18 protein-coding genes are annotated in these 21,507 nt (G+C 70.6%); all 18 read right to left on the bottom strand.

Going from position 1 to position 21,507, the window contains the following annotated elements:
* Window positions 1-5 precede the first annotated feature (5 nt).
* The 18 genes from G3I60_RS29435 to G3I60_RS29520 all read right to left on the bottom strand — a co-directional run bounded on the left by G3I60_RS29435 (window position 6) and on the right by G3I60_RS29520 (window position 21,324).
* Complete coding sequence (locus G3I60_RS29435; RefSeq protein ID WP_138358826.1) at window positions 6-1,199, bottom strand: serpin family protein; 1,194 nt, start codon at window positions 1,197-1,199, stop codon at window positions 6-8.
* Window positions 1,200-1,216: 17 nt separating this feature from the next.
* Entirely contained in the window at window positions 1,217-2,641 is a 1,425-nt protein-coding gene (locus G3I60_RS29440; RefSeq protein WP_164607938.1) for an aspartate aminotransferase family protein, read from the bottom strand.
* Window positions 2,628-4,553, bottom strand: a complete 1,926-nt coding sequence (gene dxs, locus G3I60_RS29445; protein ID WP_138358822.1) for a 1-deoxy-D-xylulose-5-phosphate synthase — start codon at window positions 4,551-4,553, stop codon at window positions 2,628-2,630. Before dxs ends, G3I60_RS29440 begins: the two co-directional genes overlap by 14 nt.
* A gap of 36 nt (window positions 4,554-4,589) precedes the next feature.
* Complete coding sequence (gene ispG / locus G3I60_RS29450; protein WP_138358832.1) at window positions 4,590-5,747, bottom strand: flavodoxin-dependent (E)-4-hydroxy-3-methylbut-2-enyl-diphosphate synthase; 1,158 nt, start codon at window positions 5,745-5,747, stop codon at window positions 4,590-4,592.
* A gap of 17 nt (window positions 5,748-5,764) precedes the next feature.
* The gene (hpnH, locus tag G3I60_RS29455) at window positions 5,765-6,790 is read right to left on the bottom strand and encodes an adenosyl-hopene transferase HpnH (RefSeq protein WP_138358820.1); all 1,026 of its coding nucleotides are present in this window, start codon (window positions 6,788-6,790) and stop codon (window positions 5,765-5,767) included.
* A 5-nt stretch (window positions 6,791-6,795) separates the two neighbouring features.
* A complete protein-coding gene (locus G3I60_RS29460) occupies window positions 6,796-7,389 on the bottom strand; it encodes a 1-hydroxy-2-methyl-2-butenyl 4-diphosphate reductase (protein WP_164295570.1) in 594 nt (197 codons plus the stop codon).
* Complete coding sequence (gene shc, locus G3I60_RS29465) at window positions 7,386-9,398, bottom strand: squalene--hopene cyclase (protein ID WP_164295571.1); 2,013 nt, start codon at window positions 9,396-9,398, stop codon at window positions 7,386-7,388. The genes G3I60_RS29460 and shc overlap by 4 nt, the downstream gene beginning before the upstream one ends.
* A 97-nt stretch (window positions 9,399-9,495) precedes the next feature.
* Entirely contained in the window at window positions 9,496-10,566 is a 1,071-nt protein-coding gene (locus G3I60_RS29470) for a polyprenyl synthetase family protein (RefSeq protein ID WP_138358814.1), read from the bottom strand.
* Window positions 10,563-11,969 carry a hydroxysqualene dehydroxylase HpnE gene (gene hpnE, locus G3I60_RS29475; RefSeq protein WP_164607940.1) on the bottom strand — a complete coding sequence of 469 codons (1,407 nt, stop codon included), beginning with the start codon at window positions 11,967-11,969 and terminating at the stop codon, window positions 10,563-10,565. Before hpnE ends, G3I60_RS29470 begins: the two co-directional genes overlap by 4 nt.
* Window positions 11,970-12,060: 91 nt before the next feature.
* Complete coding sequence (gene hpnD / locus G3I60_RS29480; protein ID WP_164295573.1) at window positions 12,061-12,999, bottom strand: presqualene diphosphate synthase HpnD; 939 nt, start codon at window positions 12,997-12,999, stop codon at window positions 12,061-12,063.
* 8 nt (window positions 13,000-13,007) lie between these two features.
* Window positions 13,008-13,895: a squalene synthase HpnC gene (gene hpnC / locus G3I60_RS29485; RefSeq protein WP_138358808.1), complete on the bottom strand. Its 888-nt coding sequence runs from the start codon at window positions 13,893-13,895 to the stop codon at window positions 13,008-13,010.
* Window positions 13,896-14,290: 395 nt separating this feature from the next.
* Window positions 14,291-15,067, bottom strand: coding sequence for an ABC transporter ATP-binding protein (locus G3I60_RS29490; protein ID WP_343241426.1), 777 nt, complete (start codon window positions 15,065-15,067; stop codon window positions 14,291-14,293).
* Window positions 15,060-15,989 (bottom strand): ABC transporter permease, encoded by a 930-nt coding sequence (locus tag G3I60_RS29495; RefSeq protein WP_164295574.1) that lies wholly within the window; start codon window positions 15,987-15,989, stop codon window positions 15,060-15,062. Before G3I60_RS29495 ends, G3I60_RS29490 begins: the two co-directional genes overlap by 8 nt.
* Before the next feature lie 81 nt (window positions 15,990-16,070).
* On the bottom strand, window positions 16,071-16,952 hold the full coding sequence (locus G3I60_RS29500) for a glycosyltransferase family 2 protein (protein WP_164295629.1): 882 nt from the start codon (window positions 16,950-16,952) through the stop codon (window positions 16,071-16,073).
* Between the two features lie 8 nt (window positions 16,953-16,960).
* The gene (locus G3I60_RS29505; protein WP_164295575.1) at window positions 16,961-17,740 is read right to left on the bottom strand and encodes a CDP-alcohol phosphatidyltransferase family protein; all 780 of its coding nucleotides are present in this window, start codon (window positions 17,738-17,740) and stop codon (window positions 16,961-16,963) included.
* Window positions 17,718-18,779: an iron-containing alcohol dehydrogenase family protein gene (locus G3I60_RS29510; RefSeq protein ID WP_138355761.1), complete on the bottom strand. Its 1,062-nt coding sequence runs from the start codon at window positions 18,777-18,779 to the stop codon at window positions 17,718-17,720. The genes G3I60_RS29505 and G3I60_RS29510 overlap by 23 nt, the downstream gene beginning before the upstream one ends.
* A complete protein-coding gene (locus tag G3I60_RS29515) occupies window positions 18,767-19,516 on the bottom strand; it encodes a sugar phosphate nucleotidyltransferase (protein ID WP_164295576.1) in 750 nt (249 codons plus the stop codon). Before G3I60_RS29515 ends, G3I60_RS29510 begins: the two co-directional genes overlap by 13 nt.
* Window positions 19,513-21,324 carry a DUF5941 domain-containing protein gene (locus tag G3I60_RS29520; RefSeq protein ID WP_164295630.1) on the bottom strand — a complete coding sequence of 604 codons (1,812 nt, stop codon included), beginning with the start codon at window positions 21,322-21,324 and terminating at the stop codon, window positions 19,513-19,515. Before G3I60_RS29520 ends, G3I60_RS29515 begins: the two co-directional genes overlap by 4 nt.
* Window positions 21,325-21,507 lie beyond the last annotated feature (183 nt).

The following is a 21,507-nucleotide window of genomic DNA, read 5'->3' on the forward strand; positions in this document are numbered from 1 at the left end:
CCGGGTCACCAGCTCCAGCGCTCGTCGACGACCGCGTCGTGCGGGTCGGTGACCCAGCCCGCGGCCAGCACCAGCCCGGTGGCGCGGTGCACGGCGAGGAAGCCGAAGGGGCGGTCGAAGGTCACGGCCACGAACTTCGCCTTCTTCTGCGGTGCCGCGCCCGCGGTCATGGCGAAGGCGGTCACGGCCGCGGCCTGGAATCCCTCCGCGCTGAACGAGGCCGTGATCGACTGCCGGGCGCCGGCCACCGCCAGCGGCACCTCGCTGACCCCCGGGAAGTGACCGCGGCTCGTGTCGCGGGCCGCGTCGAGGCCGAACAACTCCGCTCGCTGCAGCAGGTCGTGGTCGTCGCTGACGGTGAAGGCCGCGGTCGTCGTGTACAGCTGCGGGTCGGAGCTGAAGCTGGTGATCTTCTGGATCGCGATCCCGGGACCCGGGATGCCCTCGGCCAGCCGCCCGCCGGGTACCACCTCGTGCGCCCCGGCCAGCACCTCGGTACCCGCCCGGAGCACGTCACCGGCCCCGGCAGTCTCCTCGCCGAGCAGCAGCCGGACGTCGATGCCGTTCGCACCCTGGACGTCCAGGACGGTGAGCGCTCCGGCCGGGGTCGCCGCGAGGCCCAGCAAAGCCAGGTCGGAGCCGGACCTGGACAGCCCCGCGACCTTGCGCTCCGCCCAGGGGCCGCGCTTTGGCTGCAGAGTGGTCGGCGTGAACGGCTGCTGCCACCTGGTCTGCACGCACAGCGCGCTCGCGAGCACCATCAGCGTGGAGGCTTCCAGTTCGACGGGCATCTCCTCGATCAGACCGCCGGTGTTGCGTGCGGCCCAGGCGTCGAGTTCCTTGCGGTCCATGGCCGCGTCGCCGGTCAGCCGGCCGGCGACGGTGGGCGGAAGGCGCTCCACCCAGTCCTCGCGCAGCGGCACCTCCCGCTTCGTCCAGACGCCCAGTGCCGTGTCGATGCCGTCGGCCGCGCCCAGCGCCTCCAGCAGCGCGCGGCCGTGCTCGATGGCGCGGTGCGCGGGCACACCGAGCGCCTGCTCGAGCTCAGCGCGGGCCGGGCCGTCCGCCGCACCGCCGAGGAAGGCCAGCAACGGCCAGACGCCGACCGCGCTGAACGCGGTGCCCTTTCCCGGCGTGACCGCCACCCCCGCCCACCGCGCCGTCAACGCGTTGACCGCCCGCACCGTCGCCGTGTCCATCACTCGCCACCCCGTTCTCACCGATTGGCGACCGCCTGCTTGACCAGCGTCCGCCCGAAGTCCCACATCAGCCCGCCGCCACCGTGCGCGTCGTCCATCACGGCGGTGAACGCCTCGACGAAGCGGTCCACGTCCGACTCGTCGATGATCAGCGGAGGGATCAGCTTAATGACTTCGAGGTGATCGCCCGAGACCTGAGTGAGGATCCGGTGCCGCTGCAGCAGCGGCACCACCACCATCTGCGCGAACAGGCCCTTGCGGGCGGCCTGGAGCATCGCCCAGCGGCTGCGCAGGCCCAGGGAGGTCGGCTTGCCGAACTCGATACCGATCATCAGCCCGCGCCCGCGCACCTCGCGCAGCAGCTCGTAGCGGTCGACGAGGGCGGCCAGCCGGGTGCGCAACAGGTCGCCGGTGTGCCGGGCGTTGGCGACGACGCCCTCGTCGTCCATGACGGACAGGGTGGCCAACCCCGCCGCCATCGCCTGGGCGTTGGAACCGAAGCTGGCGGAGTGCACCAGGACCCGGTCCATCGAGGAGTAGACCTTCTTGAAGATCCAGTCCTTGCCGAGCGTGGCGCTGACCGGCACATAGCCGCCCGACAGCGCCTTGGAGACGCACAACAGATCGGGCTCGACCCCGGCCTCGTGCTGGTAGGCGTAGAAGTCGCCGGTCCGTCCGAGGCCGGTCTGCACCTCGTCGGCGATCAGCAGCGCCTTGTGCTTGTGCAGCAGTTCCTGCGCGGCGCGGAGGTAGCCGGGCGGGGTCTCATGGACGCCCTTGCCCTGGATGGGCTCCACGATCAGTGCGGCCACGTCACCGCGCTTCAACTCCCGTTCCAGCGCGTCCAGATCGCCGAGCGGGATCGCGGTGTCGGGCAGCAGCGGGGCGAAGCCGTCGCGGAAGCCGTCCTCGCCGTTGACGGACAGCGACCCCGTCGTCAGCCCGTGGAAGGCGTGCGAGCAGTACAGGATCCGCGGCCTGCCGGTGGCATAGCGGGCGAACTTCAGCGCGGTCTCGACGGCCTCGGTGCCGCTGTTGCCGAAGAACACCCGGTCCAGGTGCGGGCTGTAGGTGAGCAGCTTCTCGGCGAGCAGTCCGGGCAGCGGCTGGCAGTCGAAGCGGGTCAGGTCGGCGAGACCCGCGTCCAGGACGTCGTGCAGCGCCTTGCGGACGACGGGGTGGTGCCGGCCCAGGCCCATCACCCCGAAGCCGGCGAGCATGTCGAGATAGTCCTGGCCCTCGGCGTCCCAGAAGTGCGCGCCCTCGGCCCGCTCGTAGACCTTGTCGAAGCCGATGGTGTGCAGCATGCGCGGCAGTTGGTGGTTGAGGTGCCGGGTGTGCAGGTCGTAGCGCTCGCCGCCGCGTTCGGCGAGGAGGGTCGCGAGGTCGAAGCCCTTGGCCACGGATGGTGGTCCGACGGGCTGCGACTCAGACGGTGTCATCGGGTGCCAGCTCCTTGATTGCGTCGCCCACGTCGCCGGCCCCGTTGCGGCGGGCGAGTGTGGCACTGATCCGGCCGGCGATCTCGGCCGGGGTGAGTCCGATGTCGGCGAGCACTTCGCCGCGTTTGGCATGGGCCAGGAAGTCCTGCGGGATGCCGAAGTCGCGCAGCGGTACGTCGACGTCCGCGTCCCGCAGTGCCTGCGCGACGGCCGAACCGACGCCGCCGGTACGGCTGTTGTCCTCGACGACCGCCACCATGCGGAACCCGGCGGCGAGCGGCGGCAGCGCGGCGTCGACCGGTTTGACCCAGCGGGGGTCGACGACCGTGACACCGAGGCCGCGTTCGTCCAGCAGGTCCGCGACCGCCAGGCAGGTGCCGGCGAGGGCGCCGACCGATACCAGCAGCACGTCCTGGCGAAGGTCGCGGCGCAGGACGTCGAGCCCGCCGATACGCTCCAGGGACGGCACCGCCGCACCGACCGTCTCCTTGGGGAACCGGACGACGGTGGGCGCGTCGTCGACCTCGACGGCCTCGCGCAGCTGGGCGCACAGCTGGTCGGCGTCGCGCGGGGCGGCGATCCGCAGCCCGGGCACGACCTGGAGGATCGACATGTCCCACATGCCGTTGTGCGAAGCGCCGTCCACACCGGTGACGCCCGCCCGGTCCAGCACGAACGTCACACCGCACTTGTGCAGCGCCACATCCATCAGCACCTGGTCGAACGCGCGGTTCAGGAACGTCGCGTACACCGCGACCACCGGGTGCAGCCCGCCGGTGGCCAGGCCCGCCGCCGAGACGGCGGCATGCTGCTCGGCGATACCGACGTCGTAGATCCGGTCCGGGAACGCGGCGGCGAAGGCGCCTAGCCCGACGGGTTGCAGCATGGCGGCGGTGATGGCGACGACGTCCGGGCGCTCCGCGCCGATCCGCAGCATCTCGGCGCCGAAGACCGACGTCCACGAGGGGCCGTTGGACGGCGCGAGCGGCTCGCAGGTGAGCGGGTCCATGGCGCCGACGGTGTGGAAGCGGTCGGCCTCGTCCTGCTCCGCCGCCGCGTAACCGCGGCCCTTCTGGGTCAGGCAGTGCACGAGCACCGGTCCGTGGAAGCGCGCGGCGCGGCGCAGCGCGGACTCGACGGCCGCGATGTTGTGGCCGTCGATCGGTCCGACGTACTTCAGCCCCAGGTCCTCGAACATGCCCTGCGGGGCGAAGGCGTCCTTGAAGCCCTTCTTCGCGCCGTGCAGGGACTCGTACAGCGGCTGGCCCACGACCGGGGTCCGCTGCAGGAGGTCCTTGCCCCAGGCGAGGAAGCGCTCGTAGCCGTCGGTGGTGCGCAGCGTCGCCAGGTGGTTGGCGAGGCCGCCGATCGTCGGCCCGTAGGAGCGCTCGTTGTCGTTGACGACGATGATCAGCGGCCGGTCCTTGGCCGCGGCGATGTTGTTCAGCGCCTCCCAGGCCATACCGCCGGTCAGCGCGCCGTCACCGATGACCGCGACCACGTGGTCCTGTTTGCCGAGCACCTGGTTGGCCTTGGCGAGGCCGTCGGCCCAACCCAGCACCGTCGAGGCATGGCTGTTCTCGATGACGTCGTGCTCGGACTCGGCGCGCGACGGATAGCCGGACAGGCCGCCCTTGCCGCGCAGCTTCGAGAAGTCCTGCCGCCCGGTGAGCAGCTTGTGGACGTAGGACTGGTGACCGGTGTCCCACAGGACACGGTCGGCGGGCGAGTCGAAGACCCGGTGCAGGGCGATGGTCAGCTCGACCACGCCCAGGTTGGGTCCGAGATGGCCGCCGGTTCTCGCCACCGCCTGCACGAGGAAGTGGCGGATATCGGCGGCGAGTTCGTCGAGCCGGGATTCGGGCAGTGCCTTCAGGTCGCGCGGGCCTCGGATGTTCTCCAGTATCGACACGATGGACCTCGTTCCCCCCTACCGGGATTGCTGCGGTCAGCCGACAGTGACTTCCGGTACCCCGGAGAACGCGCCGTCGGATTCCATCTGCTCGGCGATCTTCATCGCCTCTTCGATCAGGGTCTCCACGATCTTCGACTCCGGCACGGTCTTGATGACCTCGCCCTTGACGAAGATCTGGCCCTTGCCGTTTCCGGACGCGACACCGAGATCCGCTTCCCGGGCCTCCCCCGGACCGTTGACGACGCACCCCATGACGGCGACGCGCAACGGCACCTCCATCCCCTCCAGACCGGCCGAGACCTGGTTCGCGAGCGTGTAGACGTCGACCTGCGCCCGCCCGCACGACGGACAGGACACGATCTCCAGCCGCCGCTGCCGCAGATTCAGCGACTCCAGGATCTGGATGCCGACCTTCACCTCCTCGACCGGCGGGGCCGAGAGCGAGACGCGGATGGTGTCGCCGATGCCCTCGGACAGCAGCGCGCCGAACGCGACGGCGGACTTGATGGTGCCCTGGAACGCGGGACCGGCCTCGGTCACACCCAGGTGCAGCGGGTAGTCGCACCTGCCGGCGAGCAGCCGGTAGGCGTTGACCATCACGACCGGGTCGTTGTGCTTCACCGAGATCTTGATGTCACGGAAACCGTGCTCCTCGAACAGCGAGCACTCCCACAGCGCCGACTCCACCAGCGCCTCAGGAGTCGCCTTGCCGTACTTCTCCATCAGCCGGCGGTCCAGCGAACCCGCGTTGACACCGATCCGGATCGGGGTGCCGACCGAAGCCGCCGCCTTCGCGATCTCCTTGACCTTGTCGTCGAACTGCCGGATGTTCCCGGGATTCACCCGCACCGCCGCACAGCCGGCGTCGAGCGCCGCGAAGACGTACTTCGGCTGGAAGTGGATGTCCGCGATCACCGGGATCTGCGACTTCCTCGCGATCGCCGCCAGCGCGTCCGCGTCGTCCTGCGAAGGGCAGGCCACCCGGACGATCTGGCAGCCGGCGGCCGTCAGCTCCGCGATCTGCTGCAGCGTCGCGTTCACGTCCGCGGTCACCGTCGTCGTCATCGACTGGACCGACACCGGGGCGTCCCCGCCCACCGGGACCGACCCGACCTCGATGCGCCGCGAGGGGCGGCGCACCGAGAGCGGGCGGGACGGTACGGCGGGCAGGCCGAGCGCTACCGGCTCGATTCCCGACATCGCGCTCGTCACTTCCCGCGGTTTCCGGCCACCGTCTCACGGGCGGCGCGGAGCGACTCCTTGAGGGAGCCCATCGTGGCGAGTACGGCGGTCGGCTCGTAGCCGCAGTGCGCCATGCAGTTGGAGCAGCGCGGGTCCTTGCCGCGGCCGTACTTGTCCCAGTCGGTCTCCTCGACGAGCTCCCGGTACGTCGGCACATACCCGTCGCTCATCAGGTAGCAGGGGCGCTGCCAGCCGAAGAGCGAGTAGTTGGGGATGCCCCAGGCGGTGCATGGGAAGTCCACCTTGCCTTCCAGGAAGTCCAGGAAGAGCGGGCTGTGGTTGAGCCGCCACTTCCTGCGGTTGCCGTTCGCGAAGGACTTCTTGAACAGCTCCCTGGTCTGCTCGACGCCGAGGAAGTGCTCCTGGTCGGGCGCCTTCTCGTAGGCGTAGGCGGGCGAGATCATCATCTCGTCGACCTTCAGATCGTCATTGAGGTAGTCGAGGACCTCGATGATGCTCTGCGGGGTGTCGGTGTTGAAGAAGGTCGAGTTGGTGGTGACCCGGAAGCCGCGCTTCTTGGCCTCCTTGATCGCCTCGACCGCTTCCTCGAAGACACCCTCCTTGGCGACCGACTCGTCGTGCCGCTCCTTCAGCCCGTCGATGTGGACCGTGAAGGCGAAGTACGGGGACGGCGTGAACTTGTCCATCTTCTTGCGCATCAGCAGCGCGTTGGTGCAGAGGAAGACGTACTTCCGCTTGGCCACCAACTGACGCACGATCTCGTGGATCTGAGGGTGCATCAAGGGCTCACCACCGGCGATGGACACCATCGGGGCACCGGATTCGAGCACCGCGCCGACCGCCTGGGCGACCGGCATGCGCTGCTTGAGGACTCCCGCCGGGTGCTGGATCTTTCCACAGCCCTCGCAGGCCAGGTTGCAGGCGAACAGCGGCTCCAGTTCCACGATCAAGGGGAACTTGTCACGGCGTCGGAGCTTCTGTTCCATGAGGTACGTTCCGACCCGGATGGACTGGCGGAGCGGCATAGCCATCTAGCTCACCTCCAGGAGAGCACAGCGGTAGTACGGTGCCATTCGAAAAAGGCAGGAAGAATAGCCCTTAGCACGCGGAATGCGGTAATTCCGGTGCGCAGCGTGCCGACACGGAGCAATTCATGCTCGGGAGTGTCGACAACAACGCGGACGGCGGCGACAGGCCGCGGTCCGCGCGCCAGGGCGGCGTGGAGTATTGCGGTGGATTCCATATCGACCGCGATCGCTCCTGTCGACCGCAGAACGGAGCGTTCCGCGCCCCGTACGACATGGTCGGACCCGGCCAGGCGTCCGGTGTGAACGGTGTGCCCCGCCGCTTCGAGCGCGGCGGCCAGTTGTCCGGCCCCGTGGGTCTCGTCCGAGACCACCAGGTCGCCGGGGCGCATGCCGGGGCTGAGCCCGGCGCAGAATCCGGTGGCGAGCACCGCCGCGTCCCGCAGCTCCGGGGCGCGCAGTGCTTCGGTGACGGCCCGGCCGGCGGCCTGCGGTCCCATGCCGGTACGCAGCAGGGCGACGGGCCCCGCGGCGCCGGTCCGGTCCCCGCCCCGCAGGGCGAACCGTTCGACGCCGAGAGCGCAGACGACCAGCAGAGCCGTCATCCGGCCGCCTTCCCCTTCGTCACGTTGCCGATGACTCCGAGCGGTTCACTCCGCGCATAGCGCCCGAGCGCCGTGAGCGGGAAGACCATCCGGTACAGGTGGTAGTTGATCGAGAAGTCCCGGGGGAACCCGGTCCCGGTGAAGTACGGCTCGTCCCAGGATCCGTCGGCCTTCTGGGTGTCGACGAGCCAGCGCACCCCGCGCTCCACCGCGTCGCTGTCGCGCTCGCCCGCCGACAGCAGGGCGAGCAGCGCCCAGGCGGTCTGCGAGGCGGTCGAGACACCGCGGCCGATCCACTCCTGGTCGGAGTAGGAGCGCAGGTCCTCGCCCCAGCCGCCGTCCTGGTTCTGGACGCTCTCCAGCCAGCCGACGGCCCGCCGGACGGCGGGGTGGCTCACCGGGAGACCGGCGGCCACCAGCGCGGGCACCGCCGAGCCGGTGCCGTAGATGTAGTTGACGCCCCAGCGGCCGAACCAGGCCCCGCTGTCCTCCTGTTCGGCCAGCAGCCAGTCGATGCCGCGCCGGGTGTGGGTGTCGTCCTCCAGGCCGAGCGAGGCGAGCATCTCCACCACGTGCGCGGTGACATCGGCGGACGGCGGGTCGATGACCTCACCGAAGTCGCAGAACGGCAGCCGGTTGGGGAACGCGCTGGTGTTGTCGGCGTCGAAGGCACCCCACGCGCCGTTCTTCGACTGCATGCCGATGTTCCAGCGGACGGCCTTCTCCACGGCGGCGTCGACCCGTCCCGGATCGGGGTGCTGGACCCGCAGCAGGGCCAGCACGACCTCGGCGGTGTCGTCGATGTCCGGGTAGTTGTCGTTGTGGAACTCGAACGCCCAGCCGCCCGGCTGCAGCCCCGGCCGCTGGACCGCCCAGTCGCCCGGCTTGGTGATCTGCTCGTCGAGCATCCAGTCGACCGCCTTGACCAGCGCCGGGTGGTCGGTCGCCACCCCCGCGTCGGCCAGCGCGATGGTGGCGAGACAGGTGTCCCAGACCGGGGACTGACAGGCCTCGATCATGCGGGTGTCCTCGTCCGGCCACACGGCGAAACGATCCAGCGAGTCGAGCCCGGCCCGCACGACCGGATGGTCGAGTTCATAGCCGAGCAGATGCAGGGCGATCACCGAGTACACGGCGGGCGGCTGGATCCCGCCCCAGCAGCCGTCGTCCTCCTGGCGCTCGATGATCCAGCGCGCGCAGGCCTTGAGCGCGGTACGGCGCAGCGGCCGGACGCCGACCTTGCGGTACAGGTGCAGGGCCCGGTCCAGCCGCTGGAACAGGCCGTCCCAGCTGGCGAGCGGTGCGGGCGGGCGCGGCGGATTGGGCTGCGCGGGGTCCTTGTGCAGTTCGCTGATCCCGAAGGGCGCCGGCCGGACCGGCCGGTGGGCGGCGACGACGGTGAGCGGGACGATGGTCTGCCGGGCCCAGCAGCCGAAGGCGTAGATGTTGAGCGGGAACCACTTGGGAAGGTAGATGATCTCCGGCGGCAGCTCGGGGAGGTCCTCCCACCGCCACCAGCCGAACAGGGCCAGCCAGATCCTGGTGAAGACCCGGGCCCCGACGACACCACCGGCCTCGCGCACCCACGCCGAGGCGTTCGCCATGTGCGGCGCCTCCGGCGTGTCGCCCGCCAGCCGCAGCGCGACATACGCCTCGACCGTCGCGGACAGGTCCCCCGGCCCGCTGTGGAAGGTGGGCCAGGAACCGTCGTCACGCTGCAGCGAGCGGATCCAGCGGGCGGCGGCCTGCGTGGTCCGCTCGTCCTGGATACCCAGGAACTGACGGAGCAGCAGATCCTCGGAGTCCATCGTCACGTTGGTCTCGAGGTCGCCCTTCCACCACCCGTCGGGATGCTGGGCTGCCAGGAGGTTGGCGGCGGCGCGCTGCGCGGCACGCTCCGCCGCCGCCTCGGCACCACCGACGTGTACGGGGTGCGGTGCCGAGGTGGTGCTGGCCGAAGGTGCCTGGGGGGCTGGGGCCCCCGGACTGCCGTCGGTCGTCGCTGTCATGGCTTCCCCTTTGCAGTTGAGACTTCTGCGGTGTTGGGGCTGCCGTCGACCGTTACACGTGCTTGGTCGGCGACGTGCTGCGCTCCACGTTAGATCGTTATTTCTCGCGAACCACCACAAAATCCGCCAGGCCTACGAGCTTACGTTGAATTTCGTCCGGCATGTCCATTTTATCCAGCGCGGCGATTGCAGTGGCGTATTGCCGGCGGGCTTCCTGGGATGTCCACTCCCGGCCTCCCGCCTCTTCGATCAACGCCGCCCGCAGGGCGAACTCTTCCTCACTGAACGCACCTGTTTCAGGATTCTTGGCATCTGCCGCGAGCAGTTCCCCGAGTTGTTCCGAGGCGCTGCCGCCCGCCGCCAGCGCGGCGACCACGGGCAGTGACTTCTTGCGCTGCCGCAGATCGCTCCAGGTCTGCTTGCCGGTCGCGGCCGGGTCGCCCCAGATCCCGAGCAGATCGTCGATCGCCTGGAAGGCCAGCCCGAGGTGATAGCCGTACTCCTCCAGCGCGTCGGCGTCGGAGTCCGACGCGCCGCCGAGCACCGCGCCGATGGAGGAGGCGCAGGCCAGCAGGGCGCCGGTCTTGTTGCCCTCCATCTCCAGGCACTCCTCGACGGTGACCCGCTCGCGGTGCTCGAAGGAGATGTCCTGGGCCTGGCCGTCGATCAGCTTGCGGGTCGCGACGGTGAGCCGCCGGGTGGCGCGGCCCGCGTCCACGGTGCACTGTTCCAGCAGCACCTCGTTGGCGAGCGCGAACAGCGCGTCACCGACCAGGATCGCCTGGGCGGGACCGTGCACCTTCCATACGGTGTCGCGGTGCCGGCGCTGCTCGTCGCCGTCCATCAGGTCGTCGTGCAGCAGTGAGAAGTTGTGCACCAGCTCGACGGCGACCGCGCCGGGGATGCCGACCTCGGGCGGCACTCCCGCCGCCTCGGCGGACAGCAGGGCCAGCGCGGGGCGCACGGCCTTGCCGCCGTCGCCGTCGGCCGGCCGGCCGGCCGCGTCGATCCACCCGAAGTGGTAGGCGGCGACGGTGTCCATCGGTGGCGCGAGCCGTTCCACGGCCGAGCGGAGCACCGGTGTGGACAGGGTGCGGCCGCGCTCCAGCAGCTCAAGGACGCCGGCAGCGGTCACGTTTACTCCTCTGGTTGCACTGGCTGTGCTCATACGGCCCTCACAACATCGTTCTCGAACGGAAGGCCTAGTGCGGTCAAAGCTTCTCGGGAGGCGTGCAGTCCGCTGCGCACGGCGCTCTCCATGGTCGCGGGCCAGCCGGTGTCGGTCCACGCGCCGGCCAGGTACAGACCGGGGGCGCGGGTGGCCGCTCCCGGCCGCAGCCGGCCGACGCCGGGAGCCGGGGCGAAGGTCGCCGTGCGCTCCCGGGTGACGAAGAAGTCCGTCACACCGGCGCCCCTGGCCGCGGGCAGCAGGCGTTCCAGCTCCGGCAGATAGCGCTCCCGCAGTTCCGCGACCGGCAGATCGATCTCGTCCTCGACGGCGGACTGCGAGACGGCCAGGTACTGGCCGGGACCGGTCATCCCCGAGCTCGCGGTCCGGTCGAAGACCCACTGGACGGGACTGCCGAGCGCGGCGAAGAACGGCTGTCGCAGCACCTGGCGGTCGTAGACGACGTGCACGTTCAGGATCGGCGCCGTGCCGATCCCCAGCAGTGCGTCCGGGTCGTCCAGCGCGCCCTCGGGCAGCAGCCCGTGGGTCTCGCGCTGCGGCAGGGCCATGACGACGGTGCCGGCGTCGAGCTGCTCGCCGCGACCCGGCCCGGTCTCGGCGTCGACCAGCCAGCCGCCCCCGGCGGCCGGCTTGATGCCGGCCACCCGGGACCGCAGCATGATCCGTACGCCCGCCGCGTCCAGGGCCTTGCGGGCCCGGTCGTCGTGCAGCTCGCCGAGCGGCGCGGCCGCCCAGCCGATGTCGGCGGCGCCGGCCTCGGACAGCAGCCCGGCCTTGAAGACCATGGCGGCCAGCCCCAGCGCGGCGTTCGCCGCGGTGGCGTTGAGCGTGGCGACGCCCACCAGGTCCCACAGCGCCTCGATGGTGCGCGGGGACTGGCCCCGGTCCCGCAGCCAGCTGGCGAAGTCGGTGTCGTCGAGCACCGGGTCCGCCAGGTCCAGGGCGCGCAGCGCCAGCGCGGCGCGGCCGACCGTGGCCCGCTCCCTGAGCGACAGGTGCGGATACGTCGCGAGGCTCGCCGCCAGGTGCAGCGGTACGGGCAGCGCGGCACGGCGCAGCCGGCCCAGCCGCATGTTCGCCGCGTCCAGGACGGGCACGTCGAGCCGGTCCTGGAGAGTGACCAGGTCGCGGGCCGCGATCCGGTCGACGAACCACTGGTAGGCGGTGCAGCAGCGCAGGAAGACATGCTGTCCGTTGTCGACGGTCAGCTCACCGCGCTGGAACGAGAACGCCAGTCCGCCCAGCCGGGGACGTGATTCGATCAGGGTCACCCGGAGCCCGGCGTCGGCGAGCGCCAGTGCCGCCGTGGTGCCGGCCAGCCCGCCGCCCACGACCACCGCGGCCACCTCCGGAGGACGTCCGGAAACCTCGGACCCGGTCATCGGCACTCCCCCCTTCCGCTGGCGCCCGACGCGACGCGACGCTCCGTCACCGGCACTGACGCGCTGGGGACCTGACTGGTTGCTAGGAACGTCACCCGCGCCCCCGTGCCGAGCGGCGGGCGTCGAGACCGGCCAGACCGCGTACGGCGACGTACGCCTTCTGGTGACCCGGAAGCGATACCCGGCCGCGCAGCACCGCCTCGGGATCCGCGGCGATCCGGTCCAGCAGTCTGCGGTAGATACCCGCCATCGCGGCCACACAGGCGCCGCTGCGGCGGTCGAGCATAGGTAGCAATTGGTAGCCGGTCGCGAACAGGGCGCGGGCCCGGCGTACTTCGTACTCGATCAGGCCGGCGAAGTCCGAGCCGGGCGGCGGGGTGTCGGTGTGGAACCCCTCCGAGCAGCCGAACTTGGCGAGGTCCTGGGCGGGCAGATAGGTCCGGCCGTTGCCGGCGTCCTCCCGGACGTCCCGCAGGATGTTGGTGAGTTGCAGGGCGAGGCCGAGGGTGTCGGCGTACCCGGCGGCGCGCTCCATGTCGCCGGTGCCCCGTCCGCCGGGGCCGACCGTGCCGAAGACGCCCAGCGAGAGCCGTCCGATGGCGCCCGCGACGCAGCGGCAGTACGCCGCAAGGTCGTCCCAGGTCTCGTACGTCTCGCCGTGCACGTCCATCAGCACGCCGTCGATCAGCTCGTCGAGTCCGCCGAGCGGCAGCGGAAACCGGCGTGACGCGTCGGTGAGCGCCACCGCGACCGGATCGGTGTCGTCCTCGCGGATCTCACCCGCGCGGATCCGGGCCAGCAGGGCCCGGGTCTCGTCGAGCCGGATCTGCTTGACCGCGGGGTCGAGGTCGCCGTCGCCGATGTCGTCGACGCGGCGGGAGAAGGCATAGAGGGCCGACATGGCCTGCCGCTTGGGGAGGGGCAGCAGGCGGATGCCGTAGGCGAAGTTGCGGGCCTCGTGCCCGGTCACGCTCTCGCAGTAACGGTAGGCGGCGAGAACCGGCCCGGACGTGTGGGCAGAACCGTTCACGGTCCGCCTCACCCCTTTCTTCGCAATGTCGACCCCACTTCGCGCAGCAGGCTTGGTCTGGTGGCTTTCGGCGGTCCCGGGAGCACGTCGTAGCCCGCGCTCTCGACCGCCTTCAGCGCGGCACGCCCGCCGCCGACGAAGCCGGCGAGCAGAAGCCTGAGCCTGCCACGGACGCTACCCACCAATGGGGTGCCTTCATTCAAAAGGTCCCGGGCGCGTTCCGCTTCGAATGCCACCAGTGCGCGCACCTGTGCGCCAGCGGTGGGGGCGGCGAGGTCCGCTTCGGTGACTCCGAAGCGTTTCATGTCCTGTGCCGGCAGGTAGATACGGTCGCGACCGAGGTCCTCGGCCACGTCCTGCAAGTGCTCGACGATCTGCAGCGCGGTGCAGACGGCGTCGGAGAGCCGGTTCCGCTCGGGTGTCGAGGTGCCCGTGATCCCCAGAACGAGCCGGCCCACCGGGTTGGCGGACAGCTCGCAGTAGGCGAGCAGATCCTCGTACGTGTCGTAGCGCCGGACCCGCTGGTCCTGGCGGTTGGCCTCGATCAGACCCTCGAAGGGGCCGGGGGTCAGCCCGTGCCGGCGGACGGTGGGCTGCAGTGCCAGGAGCAGCGGATGGCGGGGGGTTCCGTCGAACACCTTCCGCAGATCGGCCTCGAACGCGTCGAGCATGACGATCCGGTCCTCGGCCGCGTCCTGCGGAAGGCCGAGCCGGGCGGCGTCGTCCCGGCCGCCGTTGGCCAGATCGCCGTCGCCGATGTCGTCGACGAGCCGGGCGAAGCCGTAGACAGCCATCAGATCGCCACGCCACGCCTTCGGCACGAAGAACGGTGCGACGGGGAAGTTCTCGCGGGCGGCCTTGTCGAGGACGGCGCGCGACTGCGCGTCGGCGGTCACCGCGGGCTTCCCGTCCCACGCGCGACCGGCGCGCTGTGGAGCTGGATGGTCCCGATCTTCATGGCCGCCACACTCCCCGTTCTACACCGCTGGGAAGAATCTTCCCATTTCGGACACGCCGCGCCCACCCCGGAGCACCGCTACAGCTTACGTCGGGCAGGTCACCGGCGTACGCCGGGGGCGCGAGCGACAGGCGGGATTCCGTTCGGATTCCCCCCGTCCGCCGGCAATCGGGCTCCCGGCAGCGCCGGTTGGCGTCCCCGGAGAGGGGCGCACGGGATGTGCCCGGGCCCTGGCGGCGGATCACGCGGGAACCGGACGGGCCCCCGCCGGTTCTGCCCGGCGGGGGCCCGATCGTCGGTGCGGCGGCGTGGACCGCTGTTCCGGTCCGCCGGCTACTTGTTGCTGGCCTCTTCGTAGGCCTTCAGCACGTCGTCCGTCGGGCCGTCCATGAGGAGCTCGCCCTTCTCCAGCCACAGCACCCGGTCACAGGTGTCACGGATCGACTTGTTGTTGTGGCTGACCAGGAAGACCGTGCCCGCTTCCTTGCGCAGTTCGCGGATGCGGGCCTCGGAGCGGCGCTGGAAGGAGCGGTCCCCGGTGGCCAGCGCCTCGTCGATCATCAGCACGTCATGGTTCTTGGCAGCCGCGATCGAGAACCGCAGCCGGGCCGCCATACCCGAGGAATACGTCCGCATCGGCAACGAGATGAAGTCGCCCTTCTCGTTGATTCCCGAGAACTCCACGATTCCCTGGTACCGCTCGCGGATCTCCTCCTGCGACATCCCCATCGCCAGACCGCCGAGAATCACGTTCCGCTCGCCGGTCAGATCGTTCATCAGCGCGGCGTTGACCCCCAGCAGCGACGGCTGGCCGTCGGTGTAGACCCGGCCGCTCTCCGGCGGCAGCAGACCCGCGATCGCCCGCAGCATCGTCGACTTGCCCGACCCGTTCGACCCGATCAGGCCGACCGCCTCGCCCCGGTACGTAGTGAAACTCACCCCGCGTACGGCATGGACCAGCCGGACGTTGGGCGACGACTTGCGCGAGATTATGCGTCCCAGGGCAGCGGTCGCGCTGCCCTTGCTGTTCCCCGCGCCGTGCACCCGGTAGACGATGTGCACATCGTCGACGATCACGGTGGGGACGCGGGTTTCGGTCTGCTCAGCCACGGCCGTACTTCTCCTCAGCCTTCCAGAAATACACGTACCCGCCGATACCCGCCAGGAGAGCCCAGCCCACCGCGACCGCCCACACGTGCGGCGGCATCTGCTCGGCGGTCACGCTGTCGATCAGCGCGAAGCGCATCAGGTCGATGTAGACGGCCACCGGATTGATGTCCAGCAGGATCTTCACGAAGTACGGTGCGTCCTTGGTGAAGTTGGCGATGCTGTACATCACGCCGGAGGTGTACATCCACGTCCGCAGGATGAACGGCATCAGCTGCGCGAGGTCCGTCATCTTGCTGCCCAGCCGGGCCACCGCCAGCGCCAGGCCGGCATTGAAGATCGACTGGATGAACAGCGCCGGAATCGCCAGCAACCACGACCAGGTCGGCACCTCGCCGGTCATCAGCACGATCGAGAACAGCACCAGCATCGACATCAGCAGCTGCTGCAACTGCATCAGCGTGAACGCGATCGGCATCGACGCCCGGGGGAAGTGCAGCGCCCGGATAAGGCCCAGGTTCCCCGCGACCGCCCGCACGCCACTCATGATCGACGACTGGGTGAACGTGAAGATGAAGATGCCCGTCACCAGGAACGCGATGAAGTTGTCCACACCGCGGTCGGTACCCAGCAACAGCCCGAAGATCAGGTAGTACACCGCCGCGTTCAGCAACGGCGTCATCACCTGCCACAGCTGACCCAGCCGGGCATCGGTGTACTGCGCCTGCGTCCGCGCCTTGGCGAACTCGTTGATGAAGTGCCGCCGGCCCCACAACTGCCGGGTGTACTCGCCGAGGCCCGGCCGGGCACCGCTGACCGACAGCCCGTACTTCGCCGCCAGCTCGGAAGCCGACAGCCCGTCGTCGGCCGGGGAGTCCGATGGGACACTCACGGCGACGGCGCCGTCGTGCGCTGTTCCGCTCACAGTAGACACTTTCGTCCTCAAGGTGCGCGTCCGGGGTAGGGGGGTCCCGGACTGCGACCGATGCTCTCAGGTTCGAGCTTGTCAGATGATCGGGGGTCGGCCCAGTCGGGTCAGCCGCCATACCGTGCGCCACTTCATGGGGCGCCGGGGGCCGCAGGGCGTCGCCCAGCCCTCCCGGAAGCCACCGATCCACGCCCGCAGTGCGGGACCGGAAGGACGTCTGGCCAGTGTCAGCAGGATCCAGGTGCCGAGATAGGCGGGCACCAGGGGCCAGGGCAGGTTCCGGCGTGCCAGCCACACCCGGTTGCGGGCCACCATCCGGTGGTAGACCGCGTGCCGGCTGGGCTCGGTGAGCGGGTGGTGCAGGACCATGTCCGACCGGTAGTCGATCATCCAGCCGGCGTCCAGCGCCCGCCAGGCCAGGTCCGTCTCCTCGTGCGCGTAGAAGAACTCGTCCGGCAGCCCGCCGACCTGCGCCAGCACCTTCGTACGGACCGCGCTGGCGCCACCCAGGAAGGTGGTCACCCGCGAGGAGTGCATCGGGTCGGACGCCCGCAGGCGCGGCACGTGGCGGCGCTGGGTGGTGCCGGTCTCCGGGTCCGCGATCCGGAAGCTGACGATGCCCAGCTCCGGGTCGGCCGCGAAGGCCTCGCGGAGCAGCTCCCCGGTGTCGGTGCCGGGCAGCAGCCCGTCGTCGTCCAGGAACAGCACCACGTCGACATCGGAGCCGTTCGGGCCGAAGAGCTCGACGCCGACGTTGCGGCCGCCGGGAATGCCCAGGTTCTCGGGCAGCTCGACGGTGCGCAGCCGCGGCGCGGACCCTTCCAGCTCGGGGAGCGGGGAGCCGTTGCCGACCAGCGCGACCTCGATCGGCGGGCCGTCCTGCTTGGCTACGGAGTCCAGCAGGTCGCGCAACTCCACGGGACGGTTGCCCATGGTGATGATCACCGCGCCGAGCTTCAGCGGCGTACTCACTTCAGCCTGCTCGACGCGAGGATGCTGACCAGGTGCAGGAGGGACTGCAGCAGCGCGATGCCGGCCAGCACGGCGACACCGAGGCGCGAGAAGAACAGGTCGCCCCTGACCTGGTCCAGGATCGCCAGCACCAGGATCAGCAGGGACGCCTCGATGCCGAGGACGAGCCGGTGGAATTTCAGCGCCGCGGCGGCCTTGCGGGCCAGCGCCATACCGGACGAACGCGGCTCGGAGGCCGCCTCCTTGACCGGCGGCAGCCCGTGCTGGTGACGGGCGACGCCGACCAGGTCGGTCTCCGCCTTGATCAGCACGGCACCGAGGGCGGCCAGCGTGCCGAGGAACGCCCACAGCCAGTCGATCCGCCCGGAGCCCCACAGATCGGCGGCACGCAGACCGAAGCCGACCAGCACGGCGGCGTCGCACAGATAGGCGGCGACGCGGTCCAGGTACACCCCGCCCAGCGAGTACTGCTTCTTCCAGCGGGCGAGCTCGCCGTCGACACAGTCGAACAGCAGATACAGCTGGACCATCACCACACCGAGCACGGCACCGGCGATCCCCGGCACCAGCAGGGCCGGGGCGGCGAGGACGGCGGCGACGGTCATCACGTACGTCACCTGGTTGGGGGTGACCCGCGTGTTCACCAGGTGCCGGTCGATGCGCAGCGAGAGCTCACGCATGTAGAGCCGGCCGGCCCAGTGCTCGCCGCTCCGCCGGTCCTTCACCCCTGTGGGGTGAACGACCGGGCGGAGTTCAGCTACTGATGGTTTTGGCATAGTCGGCGTATGCGTCCTTGATCTGGTCTGCGGACAGGTCGAGGTGTTCCAGGATCGTGTAGCGCCCGGGGCGGGTCTGCGGTGCGTACTCGACCGCCTTGACGAACTCCTCGTCGGAGAAGCCGATCTCGCCGGGCGTGACCGGCAGGCCGTGGCGTCGCAGCACCTCGGCGATCAGGCCGGACTCCTCGTGCGCCCCGCGCAGGTACATGGCGAAGGCGGCGCCCAGGCCGACCTGCTCGCCGTGCGCGGCGGCGCGCTTCGGGTACAGCAGGTCGAAGGCGTGGCTGATCTCGTGGCAGGCGCCGGACGACGGGCGGGTGTCCCCGCTGATCGACATGGCGATGCCGGAGAGCACCAGGCCCTCGGCGAGCGTGGTGAGGAACGCGTCGTCACCCACCCCGCCCGGGTGCCGCAGTACGGACTCGCCCGCGGAGCGGGCCATGGCGGCGGCGAGACCGTCTATCGGCTCACCGGTCTCACGGTGCGACAGTTCCCAGTCCGCGATGGCGGAGAGGTTGGAGATCGCGTCGCCGATCCCGGAGCGCACATAGCGCACCGGGGCCTCGCGGATCACGTCCAGGTCGATGACCAGCGCTATCGGGGTGGGCACCCCGTAGGAGCCGCGCCCGTTGTCGTTGTCCAGCGTGGAGACCGGCGAACAGATGCCGTCGTGCGAGAGGTTCGTCGCGACGGCGACCATCGGCAGCCCGACCCGGGCGGCCGCGTACTTCGCGACGTCGATGATCTTGCCGCCGCCCAGGCCGACGACCGCGTCGTACCGCTTGCCGCGCATGGCGTCGGCGAGCTTGACGGCGGCGTCGATGGTGCCGCCGTCGACCGGGTACCAGTCGGCGCCGGGCAGCTCGGGAGCCAGCCGGTCGCGCAGCTTGAGGCCGGAGCCGCCGCTGACCGCGACGGCGAGCTTGCCCGAGCTGGAGATCCGCTGGTCGGCCAGGAGGCCGGCCAGATCGGCGAGAGCGCCGCCGTTGATGTCGACGACGACCGGCGAGGGGATCAGCCGGGTCAGTACTGGCACGCGATCCCCCGTGCCTTCTTCAGGTCGTCGTGGTTGTCGATCTCGACCCAGGCCACGTCGCCGATCGGCGCGGTGTCGATGGTGAAGCCGCGGTTGACGAGCTCCTGGTAGCCGTCCTCGTAGTAGAGGTCGGGGTCCTTCTCGAAGGTCGTCTTCAGCGCGTCGGCCAGGTCGGCGGCGGCCGACGACTCGATCAGCGTCACGCCGATGTACTCGCCGGTCGCGGTGGCCGGGTCCATCAGCTTGGTGATGCGCCGCACACCCTTGGCCGGGTCGGTGATGACCTTCATCTCCTCGTCGGCGAGCTTCTTCACCGTGTCGAGGGCGAGGATGATCCGCCGGTCCTGGCCGCGGGCGGCCAGCAGGGTCTTCTCCACGGAGACCGGGTGCACGGTGTCGCCGTTGGCGAGGATCACACCCTCCGTGAGGATGTCCCGGGCGCACCACAGCGAGTAGGCGTTGTTCCAGGTCTCCGCCTTGTCGTTGTCGACGAGGTGCAGCTTGACGCCGTACTTCTTCTCCAGGGCGGCCTTGCGCTCGACGACGGCTTCGCCGCGGTAGCCGATCACGATCGCCGCGTCGGTGAGACCGACCTCGGCGAAGTTGCCCAGGGTCAGGTCCAGGACGGTGGTGGTGCCCGCCCCCTCGGGGTCGACCGGCACCAGAGCCTTGGGCAGGGTGTCGGTGTAGGGACGCAGACGCCGTCCGGCGCCGGCTGCCAGCACGAGGCCGATCATGCGGGTTCTCCTGATTCGTCGTGTACAGCGGGTGCGGCTGACGACACCCAGAAACGGATGCTCTCGGTGAGCACCACGAGTGTCAGCGCCCCGGCGATGACCGTCAGCGTGACGGTAAAACCTGTGTGGTGCGCGAGGGCGGCCGCCGCGGTGACCGCCAGCGCCCTGCCCTCGTGTCCGCCGGTCGCGCGTACCAGGGCCCTCGGTGGCGCCCCGGTGCCGCCGCGGATGCGGTACACCGTGTCGTAGTGATGGTAGGCGACGGCGGCCACCAGGCCGAAAGCGGCGGGCAATGCCCCGTTCACGTCCGAGACGGCCGCCAGCGCGAGGATCGTGGTGTATTCGCCCGCCCGGAAGAACGGCGGGACCAGCCAGTCGAGCGCACCCTTCAGCGGCCGCGCGACGGCCAGACCCGAGGTCAGGACGTATACGACGGCGGCCAGCACCGGCCACCAGCTGCCCCATGGGGCCAGCGCCGCGGTCGCCACCAGTGCGGCGGCGCCGAGCAGGGCGATGGCGGGGGCGGTGAAGGACGGCAGCCGGCGGGCGAGCGGCCCGGTGGCGCGGGCGACGGCTTCGGCGAGCGGACCGCTGTCGGCCAGCTCGGCGAGGGCCTGGGCGGCCCGGTCGGTGCGGACCGCCTTGCGGGTGAGCGAGCGCAGCACCCGGCCGGCGGTGGTGTAGCAGGCGGCGAGCGCGCAGCCGATGATCAGCACGGTCAGGGTGATGCGGGGCGTGGTGACGGCGGTGAGCACCGCGATCATCGCCCAGCGCTCACCGATCGGCAGCACGATCATCCGGCGCACCCAGACCGTCCAGCCGACGCTGTCGAGCTTGTCGGACAGGGCGGCGGTCGGACTCGTGTTGGCCGTCGCGTCGTGGTTGGCCTCGGTGAACGAGAAGTCGACGACGTGCCGGCAGGTCTGCAACACCATCGCGCCGAGCGCCAGCGCCCACACGTCGTCACCGCCGCGGGCCGCGCCGAGCGCGAGGCCGGCGTAGTACGCGTACTCCTTGGCCCGGTCGAAGGTGGCGTCGAGCCAGGCGCCGAGCGTCGAGTACTGCAGCGAGTAGCGCGCCAGCTGCCCGTCGGTGCAGTCCAGGACGAACGCGGCGATCAGCAGGACACCGGCGGCGACGAAGCCGGGCCGGGTGCCGGTGGCCGCGCAGCCGGCCGCGATGAGCGCGACGAGCAGGGACGCTGTGGTGACCTGGTTGGGGGTCAGCCCGCGGCGGGCACACCAGCGCGCGAGGTAGCGGGAGTACGGGCTGATGCAGTAAGTGGTGAAGAAGCCGTCGCGCGCCTTGACGGCGTTGCGCAGCCGGACCTTCTCCCCGTCGACCGCGGCGACGGCCGCTGCGGCTTCGGCCCGGTCGGCGTCCGAGGCGGGTACGGCGGCGACCAGGACACCGAGCTCAGGGCGGTGCGGAGCCACGCCCTCGGCCTCGATGGCGGTGGCGAGGGTATCCGGCAGCAGACCCTCGGCCGGCCCGGCGGCGAGCGCCCTGACCAGCGCGGGACGCGCCGCGGCCTGGACGGCCAGCGCGCCGGGAACGGCGGAGGCGTCGAAGCGGGGGTCCGTGAGTGCCAGCCGCAGCGCGTGCGTGTGGCCGACGAAGCGCCGGTCGACGATCGCCACCCGGTCGGTGGCGGGCACCGCGGCGATACGTGCCGCGAGACCGCCGGCCGCCGCTTCGGACTCGCTTCCGGACTCCGGCGCTTCGATCACGTCGAATCCGAGCGACCTCAGGTCGCCCTCGAGCGGCGACGCCGGAGCCGGCGGGCCGGTGAGGATGGCGGTCGGCAGAGGAACTCACTCCCTGGACATGTGGGGATGCCGGCGAGGACGGCGGTGGGCGGGCCGGTGTGGACGGCGGTCGGCAGAGGCTATCGGATCCGCGGAAGCGGCCGTTCACCACCCGTTTGCTTCCTCGTGCGCTTCGCCGGGGCCCTCCCCGCCGTGCGAATCACGTGATCATCATGGTCGATC

The organism is Streptomyces sp. SID13666 (assembly GCF_010548325.1).
GTDB classification, from domain to species: Bacteria; Actinomycetota; Actinomycetes; order Streptomycetales; family Streptomycetaceae; genus Actinacidiphila; species Actinacidiphila fildesensis.